Source organism: Bacillus sp. UNC437CL72CviS29 (assembly GCF_000482345.1).
GTDB classification, from domain to species: Bacteria; Bacillota; Bacilli; order Bacillales; family Bacillaceae_G; genus Bacillus_A; species Bacillus_A arachidis.
The window spans coordinates 114,830-131,744 of the sequence record NZ_KI535304.1; the positions used below are offsets into that span (position 1 = coordinate 114,830).

The following is a 16,915-nucleotide window of genomic DNA, read 5'->3' on the forward strand; positions in this document are numbered from 1 at the left end:
GTGATAAGCTTTTGAATGGGTTTTGTCAATCCTAACTAGTCGGAGGGAAATCCAATGAACAAAAAATCAATTCGTGACGTAGATTTAAAGGGTAAACGAGTATTTTGCCGCGTTGACTTCAACGTACCTATGAAAGATGGCAAAGTTACAGACGAGACTCGTATTCGTGCAGCTCTTCCTACAATTCAATATTTAGTAGAGCAAGGTGCGAAAGTGATTTTAGCGAGTCACTTAGGGCGTCCAAAAGGCCAAGTAGTAGAAGAAATGCGTCTTACTCCAGTAGCTGCACGTTTAGGTGAGCTTCTTGGTAAAGAAGTGAAAAAAGCAGACGAAGCATTCGGGCCAGCTGTACAAGAAATGGTTGCAGCAATGAACGAAGGCGACGTATTAGTTCTTGAAAACGTACGTTTCTATGCGGGTGAAGAAAAGAACGATGCAGAACTAGCGAAAGAATTTGCAGCTCTTGCTGATCTTTTCGTTAACGATGCATTCGGTGCAGCTCACCGTGCTCATGCTTCTACAGCAGGTATTGCGGATTACCTACCAGCAGTATCAGGTTTCTTAATGGAAAAAGAGTTAGAAGTATTAGGTAAAGCACTTTCTAACCCAGAACGCCCATTCACAGCAATCATTGGTGGTGCGAAAGTAAAAGATAAAATCGGTGTAATTCGTCATCTATTAGACAAAGTAGATAACTTAATCATCGGTGGTGGCCTTGCTTACACATTCGTAAAAGCATTAGGACATGAAATCGGACAATCTCTATGTGAAAATGACAAAATTGACTTAGCAAAAGAGTTTATGGCACTTGCAAAAGAAAAAGGCGTAAACTTCTACATGCCAGTTGATTGCGTAATTGCAGATGATTTCTCTGAAACTGCAAACGTAAAAATTGTAGATATCGATTCTATTCCTGCTGACTGGGAAGGCGTGGACATCGGACCGAAAACAAGTGAAATTTATGCTGATGTAATTAAAAACTCTAAGCTTGTTGTATGGAACGGACCAATGGGTGTATTTGAAATGACTCCATTTGCAGAAGGTACAAAAGCAGTAGGACAAGCATTAGCAGATGCAGAAGGTACATACTCTGTTATCGGCGGTGGTGACTCTGCAGCAGCTGTTGAAAAATTCGGTATGGCTGATAAAATGAGCCACATTTCTACTGGCGGCGGTGCGTCATTAGAATTTATGGAAGGTAAAGAGCTTCCAGGTGTAGTTTGTCTTAACGACAAATAAGAAGCAGCCAAAGAAAAAGGACGGTGCAAAGCATGCGTAAACCAATTATCGCAGGTAACTGGAAAATGAATAAAACTCTATCTGAAGCAGTTAGCTTCGTAGAGGAAGTAAAGGGTCAAATCCCAGCAGCTTCAGCTGTTGATGCAGTAGTTTGCTCTCCAGCTCTTTTCTTAGAGCGTCTTGTAGCGGCTACGGAAGGAACTGACTTAAAAGTAGGTGCACAAAACATGCACTTCGAAAAAAATGGTGCATTCACTGGCGAAATTAGCCCAGTAGCACTTAGCGACTTAAAAGTGAGCTATGTAGTACTTGGTCACTCTGAGCGTCGTGAAATGTTTGCTGAAACAGACGAAACAGTAAACAAAAAGACTCTTGCAGCATTTGAACATGGTTTAACACCAATCGTTTGCTGTGGTGAAACTTTAGAAGAGCGCGAAAGCGGAAAAACATTTGATCTAGTAGCAGGTCAAGTGACAAAAGCACTTGCAGGTTTAACAGAAGAGCAAGTAAAAGCAACTGTTATCGCTTATGAGCCAATTTGGGCAATCGGTACAGGTAAATCATCTTCTTCTGCAGATGCAAACGAAGTATGTGCGCACATCCGTAAAGTTGTTGCAGAAGCTGTTTCGCCGGCAGCTGCAGAAGCTGTTCGTATTCAATACGGTGGTAGCGTAAAACCAGAAAACATTAAAGAATACATGGCACAATCTGACATCGACGGCGCTTTAGTTGGCGGTGCTAGCTTAGAGCCTGCTTCCTTCTTAGGTCTTCTGGGGGCGGTAAAATGAGAAAGCCAACAGCTTTAATCATTCTTGACGGTTTCGGACTACGTGAAGAAACTTACGGGAATGCTGTAGCACAAGCTAAGAAACCTAATTTCGATAGTTACTGGAACAAGTTCCCTCACACAACGCTTACAGCATGTGGTGAGGCAGTAGGTCTTCCAGAAGGTCAAATGGGTAACTCTGAGGTTGGTCACTTAAACATTGGTGCTGGCCGCGTAGTATATCAAAGCTTAACACGTGTGAACGTTGCAATTCGTGAAGGTGAGTTCGACAAGAATGAAACTTTCCAAAATGCAATTAAAAGCGTAAAAGAAAAAGGTACAGCTCTTCATTTATTCGGTTTACTTTCTGATGGTGGTGTGCACAGTCACATGAACCACATGTTTGCTCTGCTTCGCTTAGCAGCAAAAGAAGGTGTGGAGAAAGTATACATTCATGCATTCTTAGATGGCCGCGATGTTGGACCACAAACAGCAAAAGGTTATATCGATGCAACAAATGAAGTAATTAAAGAAACAGGAGTAGGACAATTCGCGACTATCTCCGGTCGTTATTACTCCATGGACCGTGACAAGCGTTGGGATCGCGTAGAAAAATGTTACCGTGCTATGGTGTATGGCGAAGGCCCTACTTACAAAAATGCATATGAGTGCGTAGAGGACTCTTATGCAAATGGTATCTATGATGAATTCGTATTGCCGTCTGTAGTTGTGAATGAAGATGAAACGCCAGTTGCAACAATCAATGATGATGATGCAGTTATCTTCTATAACTTCCGTCCAGACCGCGCAATTCAAATTGCACGTGTATTTACAAATGAAGACTTCCGTGAGTTCGATCGTGGTGAAAAAGTACCTCGCATTCCAGAATTCGTTTGTATGACACACTTTAGTGAAACTGTAGATGGTTATGTGGCATTCAAGCCAATGAACCTTGATAACACATTAGGTGAAGTTGTTGCGCAAGCGGGATTAAAGCAACTTCGCATCGCGGAAACTGAAAAGTATCCGCACGTTACATTCTTCTTTAGCGGTGGTCGTGAGGCTGAATTCCCAGGAGAAGAGCGTATCTTAATTAACTCACCGAAGGTTGCAACATATGACTTGAAACCTGAAATGAGCATTTACGAAGTAACCGACGCTTTAGTAAATGAAATCGAAAATGATAAACATGACGTTATCATTCTTAACTTTGCAAACTGTGATATGGTTGGCCATTCTGGGATGATGGAACCAACAATTAAAGCAGTAGAAGCAACTGACGAATGTTTAGGAAAAGTTGTAGAAGCGATTCTTGCAAAAGATGGTGTAGCACTTATTACTGCTGACCATGGTAATGCTGATCAGGAGTTAACTTCTGATGGACAGCCAATGACAGCTCATACAACGAACCCGGTTCCTTTCATCGTTACGAAAAATGATGTTGAATTACGTGAAGGTGGCATCTTAGGAGATATCGCTCCAACAATGCTTACACTTTTAAATGTGGAACAACCGAAAGAAATGACAGGTAAAACAATTATTAAATAATTAAATTGTATATATAAAAGGAGAGAAATTATATGTCAACAATTATTGATGTTTATGCTCGCGAAGTCCTTGACTCTCGTGGTAACCCAACTGTAGAAGTAGAAGTTTACACAGAAAGCGGCGCATTCGGACGCGCTATCGTACCAAGTGGTGCATCTACTGGTGAGCACGAAGCAGTAGAATTACGTGACGGTGACAAATCTCGTTACCTTGGTAAAGGTGTTGTTAACGCAGTAAACAACGTTAACGAAATTATCGCTCCAGAAATCGTTGGTTTCGACGTAACTGACCAAGCTGGTATCGACCGTGCTATGATCGAATTAGATGGCACTCCAAACAAAGGTAAACTAGGCGCTAACGCTATCCTTGGTGTATCTATGGCAGTAGCTCACGCAGCAGCTGACTTCGTAGGTCTTCCACTATACCGTTACCTTGGTGGATTCAATGCAAAACAATTACCAACTCCAATGATGAACATCATCAACGGTGGTTCTCACGCTGATAACAACGTTGACTTCCAAGAGTTCATGATCTTACCAGTTGGTGCTCCAACATTCAAAGAATCAATCCGTATGGGTGCTGAAGTATTCCATGCGTTAAAAGCTGTATTACATGACAAAGGTCTTAACACTGCAGTAGGTGACGAAGGTGGATTCGCTCCAAACCTTGGTTCTAACCGTGAAGCATTAGAAGTAATCATCGAAGCTATCGAAAAAGCTGGTTACAAAGCTGGCGAGAACGTATTCTTAGGAATGGACGTTGCTTCTTCTGAGTTCTACAACAAAGAAACTGGTAAATATGACCTTGCAGGCGAAGGCCGTAGCTTAACTTCTGCAGAAATGGTTGATTTCTACGAAGGTCTTTGCAACGACTTCCCAATTATCTCTATCGAAGATGGTTTAGACGAAAACGACTGGGATGGCCACAAGTTATTAACTGACCGTCTTGGCAAAAAAGTTCAATTAGTTGGTGACGATTTATTCGTAACGAACACGCAAAAACTTGCTGAAGGTATCGAAAAAGGTATCTCTAACTCAATCTTAATTAAAGTTAACCAAATCGGTACTTTAACTGAGACTTTCGAAGCAATCGAAATGGCTAAACGTGCTGGTTACACAGCAGTTGTATCTCACCGTTCTGGTGAAACTGAAGATGCTACAATCGCTGACATCGCAGTTGCAACTAACGCTGGCCAAATCAAAACTGGTTCTATGAGCCGTACTGACCGTATTGCTAAGTACAACCAATTATTACGCATCGAAGACGAACTAGGCGAAATTGCTGTTTACGATGGTTTAAAATCTTTCTACAACCTAAAAAAATAATTTAAACGTAATTTTTAATCGTTTAAATTAAATGATAAAAACCTCCTATTTGTGATAGGGGGTTTTTATATGTTTGTAATGCATATGAGTAAATGTTAATAAGAGAATCTAATATAATGAACCTGTGATATAAATAAAAAATATTTAATCGAGAGAGGGAATAGAGTGATGGGAATGTTTAAACTGAGTACAGCAATAGATAGTGAAGAATCTAACGAAATTACAGAATGGTTAGAAAAATATATCTTTCCAATTGATTTTATAGAAGACTGCTACTTTGATGTAAAGACTATTTTATATTCAGTCAATCTAGCCAAACATTATACAACATTCTATTCAATTGTCCACAACCCTAAACCGGCGGCTTTTTCCCCAGAAGAGCTAAATGCAGCTATATTGGAAGGGTGTAGAAAAACAGGGATAAATGAAGGATGCTACTATTTTAACGTAAATGTTCACGATAATATTGCAAGGGTAATAGAAAGTATTGGGACATATAGCTTAAAGAGAGCGGAAAAGAATTATGCACTATTTCCATTGTATTACTTATTAACAGAAAACAGAGCAGTTGAAGGAGGGACAAGTTACACTGGGCTTATTGGAAGAAATAAAGATTGGATGTTAACAATCGAATTTGCAAGCAAGATAAATTTCATAGTGCATGGGAGTAAAGAGTTTTGTGATGTAGTATATCAGGCACTATATAAAATATAAATCAAAACATAAAAAGAACAAGAAGTAATGTCTTCTTGTTCTTTTTATGTTTTGAGAACATCCAATTTGATGGAGATTGCTTTCTTAAAATAGCAACTCTTAAAATTCAGAAAATAAAAACTTTATATTTTAGGTCAATGTTTTTGACGTAAATTCCGCTCAAAAACGCAGTCATATCAAGGGTGTAAGCGTGTAACATATGCCGTTTTTGTTGTCAAGTTGATAAATTGCAGGTTTTTACAATGTATACTATGATAAAGATATAAAACAGAAGATCGTATAAACATGAGGGATGATGAACATGAAATTTACAAAGATTATTGTCCAAGTTGCAGCTCTTTACGTGTTTTACATGATTGGAACATGGGTACAAGAAATGGTAGATATTCCGATTCCAGGAAGTTTGATTGGGATGTTTCTATTACTTATTTTACTCAGCATGAAGGTTCTTCCTGTGAAATGGTTTGATTTAGGAGCAGAAACACTCGTTGCTATTATGCCGTTTTTATTGATTCCGCCAACGATTGGCTTAATGAATTACGGTGCTTTTTTTATGAGTAAAGGAATTTCTCTTTTCATTACGATTGTAGCGAGTACATTTTTAATTATTATTGTCGCAGGACATACAGGACAATATCTTGCGAATAGAAAGGAAAAAGAAATGCGATGAGTCAAATATTAATCGGAATTGGTTGGGTTATTCTTACATTGTTATTATATCAATTATCTAAAAAGATTTATAAAGTATTACCAACACCATTTACCATTCCAATGCTTGTAGCGACAGCATTAATGATTGTCTTGTTACTTGTGCTGGATATACCATACCAAGCATACATGCAAAGTGGTGGCGGCTGGATTTCGAAACTGCTTGGTCCAGGTGTTGTAGCATTTGCAATTCCACTATATAAACAGCGTCATGTGTTGCAAAAATATGTTGTACCGATTGCGGGTGGCGTATTAGTCGGAACAACGGTTGCGATTGCAAGTGACTTAGTGATTGCAACGCTTATGGGGACAGATAAAAGCTTAATTTTATCTTCTTTACCAAAATCCGTAACAATGCCAGTTGCCATGAGTGTATCTGAGCAAGTTGGCGGCGTTCCATCATTAACAGCAGCCTTCGTTGTTGTAGCAGGGATTACAGGAACAATTACGGGTCCTCTTTTATTGAAATGGAGCCGCGTTACAAATTCTGTTGGTAAAGGAATCGGTTTTGGATGTGCATCACATATTATGGGTGTGATGAGAGCGATGAAAAATAATGAACATGAAGGTGTCATTGGATCGGTAACAATGACATTGACGGCTATTTTAACTTGTTTACTAGGACCGTTATTTGCGGGCTTGCTTATATAATATGGAAAAGTGAGAGTCATCGAACAGCTCTCGCTTTTCTATTAGATTTGTGCTACAGTTAAATTAACTGAATCTTTGTAGGAGGTACGCCGAGTGCATACGTTATTATCAGTTTTACTTATTATTGTATCGATTTTAATGATTGTTTTAGTAATTATGCAGTCTAGTAATAGTTCAGGCCTTTCAGGTGCAATTTCAGGCGGTGCAGAGCAATTATTTGGTAAACAAAAAGCACGTGGAATTGAAGCGATATTAAACCGCATTACAGTTGTTGTAGCTGTACTATTTTTCGCACTAACAATTGGAGTTACTTACTTAAGCATATAAGTAAAGGCCTTGCGTTTTACAGATATGGAAAGAGAAGAAGCGTTTGCACATTCGTGTGAATGGTTCTTCTTTTTTATTATCGAGAAAAAGTTTCTAATTAGATTATGGAAATGGAACTATGGTAAACTAAGGATAGAAACAATACGACTAGATTACAGAAGAGAAAGAGGAGAAGAAGATGATGAAATTAGCATCTCCGAAACCATTTACATTTGAGGGTGGGGACCGTGCTGTTTTATTACTACATGGATTCACGGGAAATTCAGCTGATGTACGTATGCTCGGGCGTTTTTTAGAGAAAAAAGGCTATACTTGCCACGCCCCAATTTATAAAGGTCATGGTGTACCACCAGAGCAGCTTGTTCACACAGGCCCTGAAGATTGGTGGAAAGATGTTATGGCTGCTTATCAACATTTGAAAGATCTAGGATATGAGAAAATCGCGGCTGTTGGATTATCGCTTGGTGGTGTATTCTCATTAAAACTTGCTTATACATTACCGATTTTAGGGGCTGTTCCAATGTGTGCGCCAATGTACATTAAGAGCGAAGAAATTATGTACCAGGGGATATTGGCATATGCACGTGAATATAAAAAGCGTGAGCAGAAGTCACCAGAACGAATTGCAGAAGAAATGATGGAATTTAAAAAGACACCAATGAATACATTAAAAGCACTGCAAGACTTAATTCGTGACGTACGCAATAATGTCGATATGATTTATGCTCCAACATTTGTTGTACAAGCACGCCATGATGAAATGATTAATACAGACAGTGCAAACATTATCTATAACGGTGTAGAATCCACGTTAAAAGAAATTAAGTGGTATGAAGACTCTACTCATGTTATTACGCTTGATAAACAGCGTGATGAGCTACACGAAGATGTATATAACTTCTTGGAGCAACTAGATTGGTGAAATCTGGTTGCCTCTTTTTTTCATGAGGTATGAAAACCATTCTTTTTAGGGTGGGAGAGGACCAGGTGATGGATAAGTGGTCAGCGCTTTTTTTCGCACCGTGCCGCGTGAAAATAGAAGGAGAAAACGAGTGGGAATCTTCTTTTATGTTCATAGCCGGAACTTAGGTTCAAATAAATCGAAGTTGATATAGAAAGAAAGGTTTAAGATGAGGATTCCGCAGCAGAATAAATGATGAAAAACGAGTGTTTATAGAAGTTTCACTTTATACATCCATCATCTTTCGGATACACTAGATAATATGAGGATTTAAAGGAGGTATTTGTGCTTGGAAGAGATTATTCAAGAACATATTGATAAGTTGTTGTTATTTATGAAAGAAGAAGCGTATAAACCGCTAACGATACAAGAATTAGAAGAGGCATTTGGTATTGTAGATTCCGCTGGCTTTAAAGATTTTGTAAAAGCCCTAGTTATGATGGAAGAGAAAGGACTTGTTGTTCGTACACGTAGCAATCGCTACGGCCTTCCAGAAAAGATGAACTTAGTGCGCGGTAAATTAATTGGACATGCACGTGGTTTTGCTTTTGTTGTCCCAGAAGAGAAGAAAACAGGGGACGATGATATTTTTATTCCGCCTACAGAATTAAATGGTGCACTTCATGGCGATACAGTATTAGCACGTATTAATTCACAATCTAGTGGATCACGCCAAGAAGGTACAATCATTCGTATTGTAGAGCGCGGTACGAAGGAGTTAGTTGGTACATATACAGAGTCAAAAAATTTCGGATTTGTTCTTCCAGATAATAAACGCTGGACAAGTGATATTTTTATTCCGAAAAGTGCATCTATGGGTGCAGTAGAAGGGCATAAAGTTGTTGTGAAAATTACAAGCTATCCGCAGGATCGTTTAAGTGCGGAAGGTGAAGTGATTCAAATTCTTGGTCATAAAAATGACCCAGGGGTAGATATCTTATCTGTTATTCATAAACATCACTTGCCACTCGCATTCCCAGAAGATGTAATGGAACATGCGAACAGTGTACCAGAAACGATTTCAGAAGAAGATTTAAAAGATCGCCGTGACCTTCGTGATCAAATGATCGTTACAATTGACGGCGCAGATGCAAAAGATTTAGATGATGCTGTTACAGTAACAAAACTTGAGAACGGTAATTATAAACTTGGCGTTCACATCGCGGATGTAAGTCATTATGTCCATGAAGGATCTCCGATTGATGTGGAAGCAGCAGAAAGAGCAACAAGTGTGTATCTTGTTGACCGTGTAATTCCGATGATTCCGCATCGTTTATCAAACGGAATTTGTTCATTAAATCCGAAAGTGGATCGTCTTACACTATCTTGTGAAATGGAAATTAACAATCTTGGTGATGTTGTTAGCCATGAAATTTTCCAAAGTGTTATTAAAACAACAGAACGTATGACGTACGCTGATGTAAGAAGTATTTTAGAAGATGAAGACGAAGCGTTAATTGAGCGCTATGAACCGTTAGTACCAATGTTCAAAGAAATGGGGCAGTTAGCACAAATCTTACGTGAAAAACGTATGAGACGCGGTGCAATTGACTTTGATTTTAAAGAAGCAAAAGTATTAGTAGATGAAGAAGGCAAACCAACAGATGTTGTTATGCGAGACCGTTCTGTATCAGAAAAGTTAATTGAAGAGTTCATGCTTGTAGCGAACGAAACTGTGGCCGAGCATTTCCACTGGATGAACGTACCGTTTATGTACCGTGTCCATGAAGATCCGAAAGAAGACAAATTAGAGCGTTTCTTCGAGTTTGTCACAAACTTCGGTTATGCGGTAAAAGGACGTGCGAATGAAATACATCCTCGTGCCCTGCAACAAATTCTTGAAATGGTACAAGGCCAACCTGAAGAAGTGGTTATTTCAACAGTTATGCTTCGTTCAATGAAACAAGCTCGTTACGATGCAGATAGTCTAGGACACTTCGGATTATCAACGGAATTCTATACGCATTTCACATCACCAATTCGTCGTTATCCAGATACGATTGTGCATCGATTAATTCGTGAATACATTATTAACGGTAAAATCGATAATGAAACACAAGCAAAATGGCGTGAAAAGTTACCGGATATTGCAGAGCATTCTTCTAATATGGAACGTCGTGCTGTTGAAGCGGAACGTGAGACAGATGAATTGAAAAAAGCTGAGTATATGCTTGATAAGATCGGTGAAGAGTACGATGGTATGATTAGTTCTGTAACAAACTTTGGTTTGTTCGTAGAGCTTCCGAATACAATTGAAGGTCTTGTTCACGTTAGCTATTTAACGGATGATTACTACCGTTATGACGAACAGCACTTCGCGATGATTGGAGAACGTACAGGTAACGTTTTCCGCATCGGTGATGAAATCACAATTCGCGTTATTAATGTAAACAAAGATGAGCGTGCAATTGATTTTGAAATCGTCGGCATGAAAGGTAGCCCAAGACGCAAATTCAAAGATCGTCCGGTTGTGATTGAGCAGCCAAAAGGCGGTAGAAAGAGACGTGATGGTCGCGGTAGCGAAGAACGTGGTAATGGTCGCAAAAATGAACGCGGCAGCCGCGGAAAAGGAGCTTCTGGTCGTCCGGGGAAAAAGGATGGTAACGGTAAAAAGAAAAAGCCATTCTTTGAAAATGTCCCAGGATTTAAGAAGAAAAAGAAAAAGCGTAAGTAAGAAAGGGGTGGCTTCGCTTGGCACATAAGCGAAGCCACTTCCGCTTTTTAATAATCCAGCTCCAGTGGCTAGAATGTTCGACGGCTTCGCTTCTTCCACACATTCTGAGCGAGCCACTTCCATCTTTTAATAACTTTTGTTAAAATAGTACAAATAGAGGAGGGACGTTAGATGCCAAAAGGTAGCGGTAAAGTTATTGCACAAAATAAAAAAGCATTTCATGATTATTTCATCGATGAAACATACGAAGCAGGGCTTGTCCTTCAAGGAACGGAAATTAAGTCTATTCGCGCTGGACGTGTTAACTTAAAAGATGCTTTCGCACGTGTACATAATGGTGAAGTTTGGGTACATAATATGCATATTAGTCCGTATGAACAAGGGAATCGTTTCAATCATGATCCGCTTCGCACAAGAAAATTACTTCTTCATAAGAAAGAAATCCAAAAGCTAATCGGTTATTCAAAAGAAACAGGTTATACGCTTGTTCCAGTTAAAATTTATTTGAAAAATGGATTTGCAAAAATGGCACTTGGTTTAGCAAGAGGTAAGAAACAATATGATAAGCGTCATGATTTAAAAGAGAAAGAAGCAAAACGTGAAATTGCTCGCGCGTTCCGCGATCGTCAAAAGATGTAATACAGAAATTTACATTTGTAAAATAACAAACGTATGATATAATAATTTTTGTAAGGCCAGTTGAACATTGAAAAACAGCTCATGAGTAGCTATCACGAATATACTTCGTATGCTCCATTTCTTATATGGGGACGTTACGGATTCGACAGGGGTAGTTTGAGCTTAAGTTGCGAGTCGAGGGGATCGGCCTCGTTAAAACGTCAAAGCCAATAACTGGCAAACAACAAAACAACTTCGCTTTAGCTGCTTAATACAGCTTAGCGGTTCCTCCCTCCATCGTCCATGTGGTAGGGTAAGGGACTCAAACTAAGTGGACTACGCCGGAGTTCGCCGTCTGAGGGCGAAGGAAGAGAATAATCAGACTAGCGACTTGGAAGCCTGTCGATAGGCCAAAGAGTTTGCGAAATACCAATATATCGACTATGCTCGTAGAAGCTTAAGTGCCAATACTTTTGGACGTGGGTTCGACTCCCACCGTCTCCACCAATACATATTTGGTGGTTTTTTTATTTTGTGTGATAAGAACCATAAGTTTGCGGCAAACTTATGCTTCCAGGATTTGAAGAATATTTTTAATGTCGCTTTTAAATAATGTCACGGTGTTTATAAAAAAGACGCGATGTTTTGTCCCTTTGGATCTGTTTATCTAAAGGGATGTTTTTATAGTGAAAAGAAAATCTGAACTGAAAGGCGGATTAAGGAACTGTTGAGCGGCAATAAAGTTACTCCACTAAAGGGCCATTTAATTGAATAAGACTAGATTCGTTTTATGATTTCAGAACCCCTCGAAGTCTATACTAGAGAGGTTTTTCTCATTTCAGAAAATCTTTCCATGTAAAATCTAATGTTAAAATTCCAACATGTTTTTCTTTATCAGATTGATCCGTGTTTTTTGTTGCTAATCCTGGTTTCCGAAAACAAACTAGTTCTTTGTAATATCCAAACATTCGACATATTTCAGGTCTTACCGAATGTATTCCACATCTATCTTTATTTAGATCATAAAAAATACATGTTCCATAATATCTTTTTTGGTTCTCTAGCTCTGAACGCATTTTAGTAGGCATTGATTTTATTTTCTTTTTTATTTTCTTAAATTCGCTTTCAGTGACAGGAACTGGACCGCAGCACAACCCTTTACACCCTTTACATGGTAAGATTTCCATATATACAGCCCCCTAATAATTTATTTAATATATAAAAATAATAAAAATATAACGATAAATAAGTAAGGTTTTTACCTCGTCTAAAATGTTGGCAGTGCCCATTTGCACAATGAAAAAAGCCTCGCAAAAATGCGAGGCTTTTAAAAATTATTATTGTGAAAGAGTCAGAGCACGCAGAGGCTCATAACAATTGAATATAAAACAATAAATGCAAGGCCAAAACTTATAAATATTATCCTTAATACCATTATAGCAAAAATTAGTGAAAAATTCAAAATCTAAATAATTATTATTTAATATCATTAGAAGATGGGAGTTTATAAATTCCCAATTGCTAAAGTTGGATTAGTGCTTTCCGAAGATGATCGATAATGGTCATTTCGACTATTATCAAAAAGATATCATGAATATGCGTATTATTGGAATGTATAATAGACTTATCAAAATGGTTTATGATTCGCTTATTCTACAAAAGGGCGCGATTGTGGAGCAAACACAGGTAGAAAAATGATTAAACTTTTTTATAAAAAATTATTCACTAGCAACAAATAACCCAAGCATTTTAATCAAACTTTAATACAAACCAACAGTATTCACGGCAAACTTATGGTTCTAAAAATGGAGTATATCTAATTATCTATAGGTATTAGTGGGTATGTTATGATTTGAAAATTAAATTTGGTTACACACTTGTTATTATTGAATTCATAAAACAAAGAAGATTTATTTTTGGACGAATATGAGATAATTGTTAATTTGTAACAAAGATTGATAATTTATATTTACGTTTGATAAAAATAGCCACTAAGTATAGTGTTATTCGGGATTTCAAACTGTTTTTTATCAATAAGTGAAAAGACAGAGTTTGAAGATAGGGGAACTTATTATAAACCTTTGTTGTTTGTATTTGCAATTTATGATAAATTCATAAAAGTAATATTGATATATATAAATGAAACACATTGTAAGGATTTAACAAAATAATATTGTAATTTTGATTTTATGTGTTTAGTAAATATCGGGAGTTGTTTAGGTTGAGCTCGAAATGGAATGAGGAATTAGAGGAGCAAAGAAATAAACGTCGTAAAGAAGTGCTGGCAGCATCAAGGAAATTATTTTTGGGAAAAAATTTCCTGAAAGTGAACATGAGTGATATAGCTAGTGAATCTGGAATTAGTAAAGTTACGTTATATAAATATTATAAATCTATTGATGAAATCGCCTTCGAAGTACATAATATGTTGTTTTTTGAGATGAAAGAGCTTTTTGTAGGTTTTTCAGATGATGTTCCAGCTTACGAACAGATTCTATTATTTTTAAAACGTTGTCTTGATTTTCTTAAAACAAAAAGGGATATTCTTCGATTTCAAGCTTACTATCGAACACAATATCCTGAAATCATAGAAGTCCGATCGGTGCAAGAGAAAATTTGGGGAATCGTAGAGGTTTTATATCTACTATTTGAGCGAGGGCAAAAGGAAGGAAACATTCGGACAGATATTAGTGGAAAAGAACTATTTATATGGACTGCTAATACTCTTATGGCAATGGCTCAACGTCTTGCAACGAGAGAGCGCTATTTAGAAAAAGAAACATGCGTTTCAGCTGAACGGATGATGGAAATGACAATTGAATCGATTGCAAATTACATAAAAAAGAGCTAATTGATACTTTAAGCATCAATTAGCTCTTTTTTTATTTTTAAAAAGAATAAATTGCCAAATATTAATGATTTTGGTACTATTAACTTCGAGTTAATAGTCTTTTCTTGTAGTTAACAGAGTGAAAAAATGAATAATACAGTATTTCCTAATGGTTTTTTGTGGGCATCCGCGACTGCAGTTCATTAAATAGAAGGATTAAATTTGAATAGTGATAGTTGGGTGGAAGAACATACAAGTAGTTTTTCATATATAATTCCTTTTGGTGATGGAATTGACCATTATCTCAGGTACAGGGAAGAGATCGGAATTTTTAAGGGTTTGGATTGAATCGTTATCGAGTTTTAATTAAATGTAGAAGGATCGCACCTGAAGAAGGATACTTTTCTATTGGAGCGATTAATCGAGAAGGTAGCGAAAGTCCAAAGTAATAGTATTGTAGTTTCGAATCCTAGCGGGAAATTAGCAGAGACATTTTCGAAAGAGTTAAACGATAATTCTTCGTACAAAAAATTCTTAGACGAAGCAGATAGAATATGATGAAAGTATTTTTTAGGAATATCATTAATATGACAAGAAAAATGTTGAGCCATTATTTTCATTTTAATATTGAATTCATATATAAATAAAAATTTAAAGGGTATTAATTGTAATAGGAATCTGATTTATGCCCCTTAAAGGTCGGACATCATACTTTTAAATGTAAAAACAGCGAGAATCATAGGATAGATAAGGAATACTTATATGGATGAAAGTGTTACTTTATCTAAACAGTAGCAGGATTCAAAAAAGAGAACAGACGGTAAGATTTATTGCTAAATCATTAATATATATCAGTGACATTGAATAATAGAATAATTGCTATAACGGAATGTACCCATAGCAACAATAGGAGAGAATGTATGTATTTAAAAAGGATAACTTCGATTTTTTCAATTATAATGATTTTTATGTTTACTATAGGTCAGAGTTTGTTGCCTATAATAGCAAGTGCACAAGAGTTAAGTACAACAGGATTTGTGGATAGTTTTACGATTGATAAAAAAACGATGAAGCAAGGGGATAAGGCTAAAATAAATGTAACCTTCAGTGATAAATCTGGAAATAATATGAAGTCTGGAGATACGCTAACATTAGCACTGCCTCGAGAGTTAACGGGATTTGAGGGAACGATTCCATTAAATGATGAGCAAAGGAATAATTTTGGTTCTTGTAAAGTAACTGCAGGTAAAGTGGTATGTACATTTAATGATATGGTGGAGAAACTTCAAAATATCAGAGGACATTTTTATTTTACTGTTCAAGCTAATGGTGTAGGACAAACAACAAATGTTGAAACAAATTTAGGTACGAATTTAGATAAACAAACTGTCACGATTATTAGCTCTAGCGGTGGTAGTACAGGGTCTGACCCATTTGTCGGCAAAACGGGTTATATCCAACCAAGTAAACCCGATGAAGTGCGTTGGGGTTTGAGGATAAACAACAAGAAAGAGTATTTAGGTAGAGATATTGTTGTGTCTGATAGTTTGCAGGAAGGTCAAACACTTAATAAAGATAGTTTTCGAATAATAGTTAATGACAGAGAGGAGTTAACTATTAAACAATTTCAAGATCAACGTTATGGATATGTTAAGTTTAATGACGACAATCGATCATTTCAAGTCGTGATTAACTGGAGTATGGGAAGTGCAAGGTCTTTTAACGTTTCTTATGCAAGTATTATAACAGAAAGCGGAAAGAGCCAAGAATCTTTCAAGAATGATTATAAGGCTGATTATCAGATTCTACATAAACAACCGGTTTCTCAGTCGGGTACTGCTACAGTCGAAAATATAACATCTGGCAGTGGCATTCAAGGCGATTTACCTCCTAAAGGAACGTTAAGAATTGTTAAGCATCTTGAAGGTGATGAAGAAAAAGTAATACCGAACGTCTCGTTTAAGTTGTATAAAGAATCGGGAGAACAAATTGGAGATGTTTATAAAACAAATGACAAAGGGATAATTGAAATTTCTGATATCCAACCAGGTAAATATTATGTGCAAGAAGTTTCAGCCCCAAATTATATTGACTTTGATCCTCAGAAAAAAGTAAGTTTTGAAGTTAAATCAAATGAGGCAAATGGAGTTAAGTTGCCGATTTCAAATAAAGTGAAAACTATATCCATTTCAGGAACAAAAACATGGAAAGGCGATAAGGTAAAAGATCGTCCAGGAACAATTAAAGTAGACTTATTACAAAATGGGAAAATAATTACAACTAAAGAAGTATCGGCAGCAAGTGATTGGAAATATGAGTTTAACAATCTAGCGGCATACGACTCGGATGGGAAAGAGTATAAATATGAGGTAAGAGAACACCCTGTAGAGGGATATCAATCTAAAGTTAAAGGATATGATATTGTAAATACAAAAATACACGATGCACTACAAGACGAAGAAGTATCAGGTGGATGGGAAACGATTGGTGAATTAGAAGGGCAACAGGCTCTAGAAAACCCAAATGTAACGGAAGAAGAAAATAATTTAGAAAA

Annotated in this window: 15 protein-coding genes and 1 other RNA gene; 15 read left to right on the forward strand and 1 reads right to left on the reverse strand. The window is 37.2% G+C overall.

The window, feature by feature from the left end; all coding sequences use genetic code 11:
• Positions 1 to 54: 54 nt before the first annotated feature.
• The 12 genes from M014_RS0124760 (at position 55) to ssrA (ending at position 12,038) form a co-directional block, all read left to right on the forward strand.
• The gene (locus M014_RS0124760; protein WP_026594091.1) at positions 55 to 1,239 is read left to right on the forward strand and encodes a phosphoglycerate kinase; all 1,185 of its coding nucleotides are present in this window, start codon (positions 55 to 57) and stop codon (positions 1,237 to 1,239) included.
• A gap of 32 nt (positions 1,240 to 1,271) precedes the next feature.
• Positions 1,272 to 2,027 carry a triose-phosphate isomerase gene (tpiA, locus tag M014_RS0124765; protein ID WP_003201936.1) on the forward strand — a complete coding sequence of 252 codons (756 nt, stop codon included), beginning with the start codon at positions 1,272 to 1,274 and terminating at the stop codon, positions 2,025 to 2,027.
• Positions 2,024 to 3,553 carry a 2,3-bisphosphoglycerate-independent phosphoglycerate mutase gene (gene gpmI / locus M014_RS0124770; RefSeq protein ID WP_026594092.1) on the forward strand — a complete coding sequence of 510 codons (1,530 nt, stop codon included), beginning with the start codon at positions 2,024 to 2,026 and terminating at the stop codon, positions 3,551 to 3,553. The genes tpiA and gpmI overlap by 4 nt, the downstream gene beginning before the upstream one ends.
• 32 nt (positions 3,554 to 3,585) lie before the next feature.
• Positions 3,586 to 4,878: a phosphopyruvate hydratase gene (gene eno / locus M014_RS0124775; RefSeq protein WP_026594093.1), complete on the forward strand. Its 1,293-nt coding sequence runs from the start codon at positions 3,586 to 3,588 to the stop codon at positions 4,876 to 4,878.
• Positions 4,879 to 5,046: 168 nt separating this feature from the next.
• Positions 5,047 to 5,592 (forward strand): hypothetical protein, encoded by a 546-nt coding sequence (locus M014_RS0124780; RefSeq protein WP_026594094.1) that lies wholly within the window; start codon positions 5,047 to 5,049, stop codon positions 5,590 to 5,592.
• A gap of 301 nt (positions 5,593 to 5,893) precedes the next feature.
• Entirely contained in the window at positions 5,894 to 6,262 is a 369-nt protein-coding gene (locus tag M014_RS0124785; RefSeq protein WP_026594095.1) for a CidA/LrgA family holin-like protein, read from the forward strand.
• Positions 6,259 to 6,951, forward strand: a complete 693-nt coding sequence (locus M014_RS0124790) for an LrgB family protein (protein WP_026594096.1) — start codon at positions 6,259 to 6,261, stop codon at positions 6,949 to 6,951. The genes M014_RS0124785 and M014_RS0124790 overlap by 4 nt, the downstream gene beginning before the upstream one ends.
• A 93-nt stretch (positions 6,952 to 7,044) precedes the next feature.
• Positions 7,045 to 7,278 carry a preprotein translocase subunit SecG gene (secG, locus tag M014_RS0124795; RefSeq protein WP_026594097.1) on the forward strand — a complete coding sequence of 78 codons (234 nt, stop codon included), beginning with the start codon at positions 7,045 to 7,047 and terminating at the stop codon, positions 7,276 to 7,278.
• 181 nt (positions 7,279 to 7,459) lie between these two features.
• Positions 7,460 to 8,200 (forward strand): alpha/beta hydrolase, encoded by a 741-nt coding sequence (locus tag M014_RS0124800; protein WP_139265596.1) that lies wholly within the window; start codon positions 7,460 to 7,462, stop codon positions 8,198 to 8,200.
• Between the two features lie 328 nt (positions 8,201 to 8,528).
• A complete protein-coding gene (rnr, locus tag M014_RS0124810; protein ID WP_026594099.1) occupies positions 8,529 to 10,913 on the forward strand; it encodes a ribonuclease R in 2,385 nt (794 codons plus the stop codon).
• A 171-nt stretch (positions 10,914 to 11,084) separates the two neighbouring features.
• Complete coding sequence (gene smpB / locus M014_RS0124815; protein WP_017153345.1) at positions 11,085 to 11,552, forward strand: SsrA-binding protein; 468 nt, start codon at positions 11,085 to 11,087, stop codon at positions 11,550 to 11,552.
• 127 nt (positions 11,553 to 11,679) lie between these two features.
• Positions 11,680 to 12,038, forward strand: a transfer-messenger RNA (tmRNA) gene (gene ssrA / locus M014_RS28870).
• Between the two features lie 326 nt (positions 12,039 to 12,364).
• On the opposite strand, the gene M014_RS0124820 is transcribed toward ssrA, so the two are convergent.
• Positions 12,365 to 12,718, reverse strand: a complete 354-nt coding sequence (locus M014_RS0124820; protein WP_026594100.1) for a YkgJ family cysteine cluster protein — start codon at positions 12,716 to 12,718, stop codon at positions 12,365 to 12,367.
• 1,034 nt (positions 12,719 to 13,752) lie between these two features.
• On the opposite strand from M014_RS0124820, the gene M014_RS0124830 reads away from it, so the two are divergent.
• The 3 genes from M014_RS0124830 to M014_RS27470 form a co-directional block, all read left to right on the forward strand.
• Positions 13,753 to 14,382, forward strand: coding sequence for a TetR/AcrR family transcriptional regulator (locus M014_RS0124830; RefSeq protein ID WP_026594101.1), 630 nt, complete (start codon positions 13,753 to 13,755; stop codon positions 14,380 to 14,382).
• Between the two features lie 387 nt (positions 14,383 to 14,769).
• Positions 14,770 to 14,919, forward strand: coding sequence for a hypothetical protein (locus M014_RS29445; RefSeq protein ID WP_155924364.1), 150 nt, complete (start codon positions 14,770 to 14,772; stop codon positions 14,917 to 14,919).
• Positions 14,920 to 15,281: 362 nt separating this feature from the next.
• Positions 15,282 to 16,915, forward strand: a 1,634-nt coding sequence (locus M014_RS27470; RefSeq protein WP_035415744.1) for a Cna B-type domain-containing protein, incomplete at its 3' end; no start/stop codon positions are given.

Coding starts and splice junctions, on each gene's coding strand:
- smpB (WP_017153345.1), top strand. CDS start 11,085: ATGCCAAAAGGTAGCGGTAAAGTTATTGCACAAAATAAAAAAGCATTT.
- tpiA (WP_003201936.1), top strand. CDS start 1,272: ATGCGTAAACCAATTATCGCAGGTAACTGGAAAATGAATAAAACTCTA.
- gpmI (WP_026594092.1), top strand. CDS start 2,024: ATGAGAAAGCCAACAGCTTTAATCATTCTTGACGGTTTCGGACTACGT.
- M014_RS0124820 (WP_026594100.1), bottom strand. CDS start 12,718: ATGGAAATCTTACCATGTAAAGGGTGTAAAGGGTTGTGCTGCGGTCCA.
- M014_RS0124785 (WP_026594095.1), top strand. CDS start 5,894: ATGAAATTTACAAAGATTATTGTCCAAGTTGCAGCTCTTTACGTGTTT.
- M014_RS0124800 (WP_139265596.1), top strand. CDS start 7,460: ATGAAATTAGCATCTCCGAAACCATTTACATTTGAGGGTGGGGACCGT.
- M014_RS0124760 (WP_026594091.1), top strand. CDS start 55: ATGAACAAAAAATCAATTCGTGACGTAGATTTAAAGGGTAAACGAGTA.
- M014_RS0124790 (WP_026594096.1), top strand. CDS start 6,259: ATGAGTCAAATATTAATCGGAATTGGTTGGGTTATTCTTACATTGTTA.
- M014_RS0124780 (WP_026594094.1), top strand. CDS start 5,047: ATGGGAATGTTTAAACTGAGTACAGCAATAGATAGTGAAGAATCTAAC.
- eno (WP_026594093.1), top strand. CDS start 3,586: ATGTCAACAATTATTGATGTTTATGCTCGCGAAGTCCTTGACTCTCGT.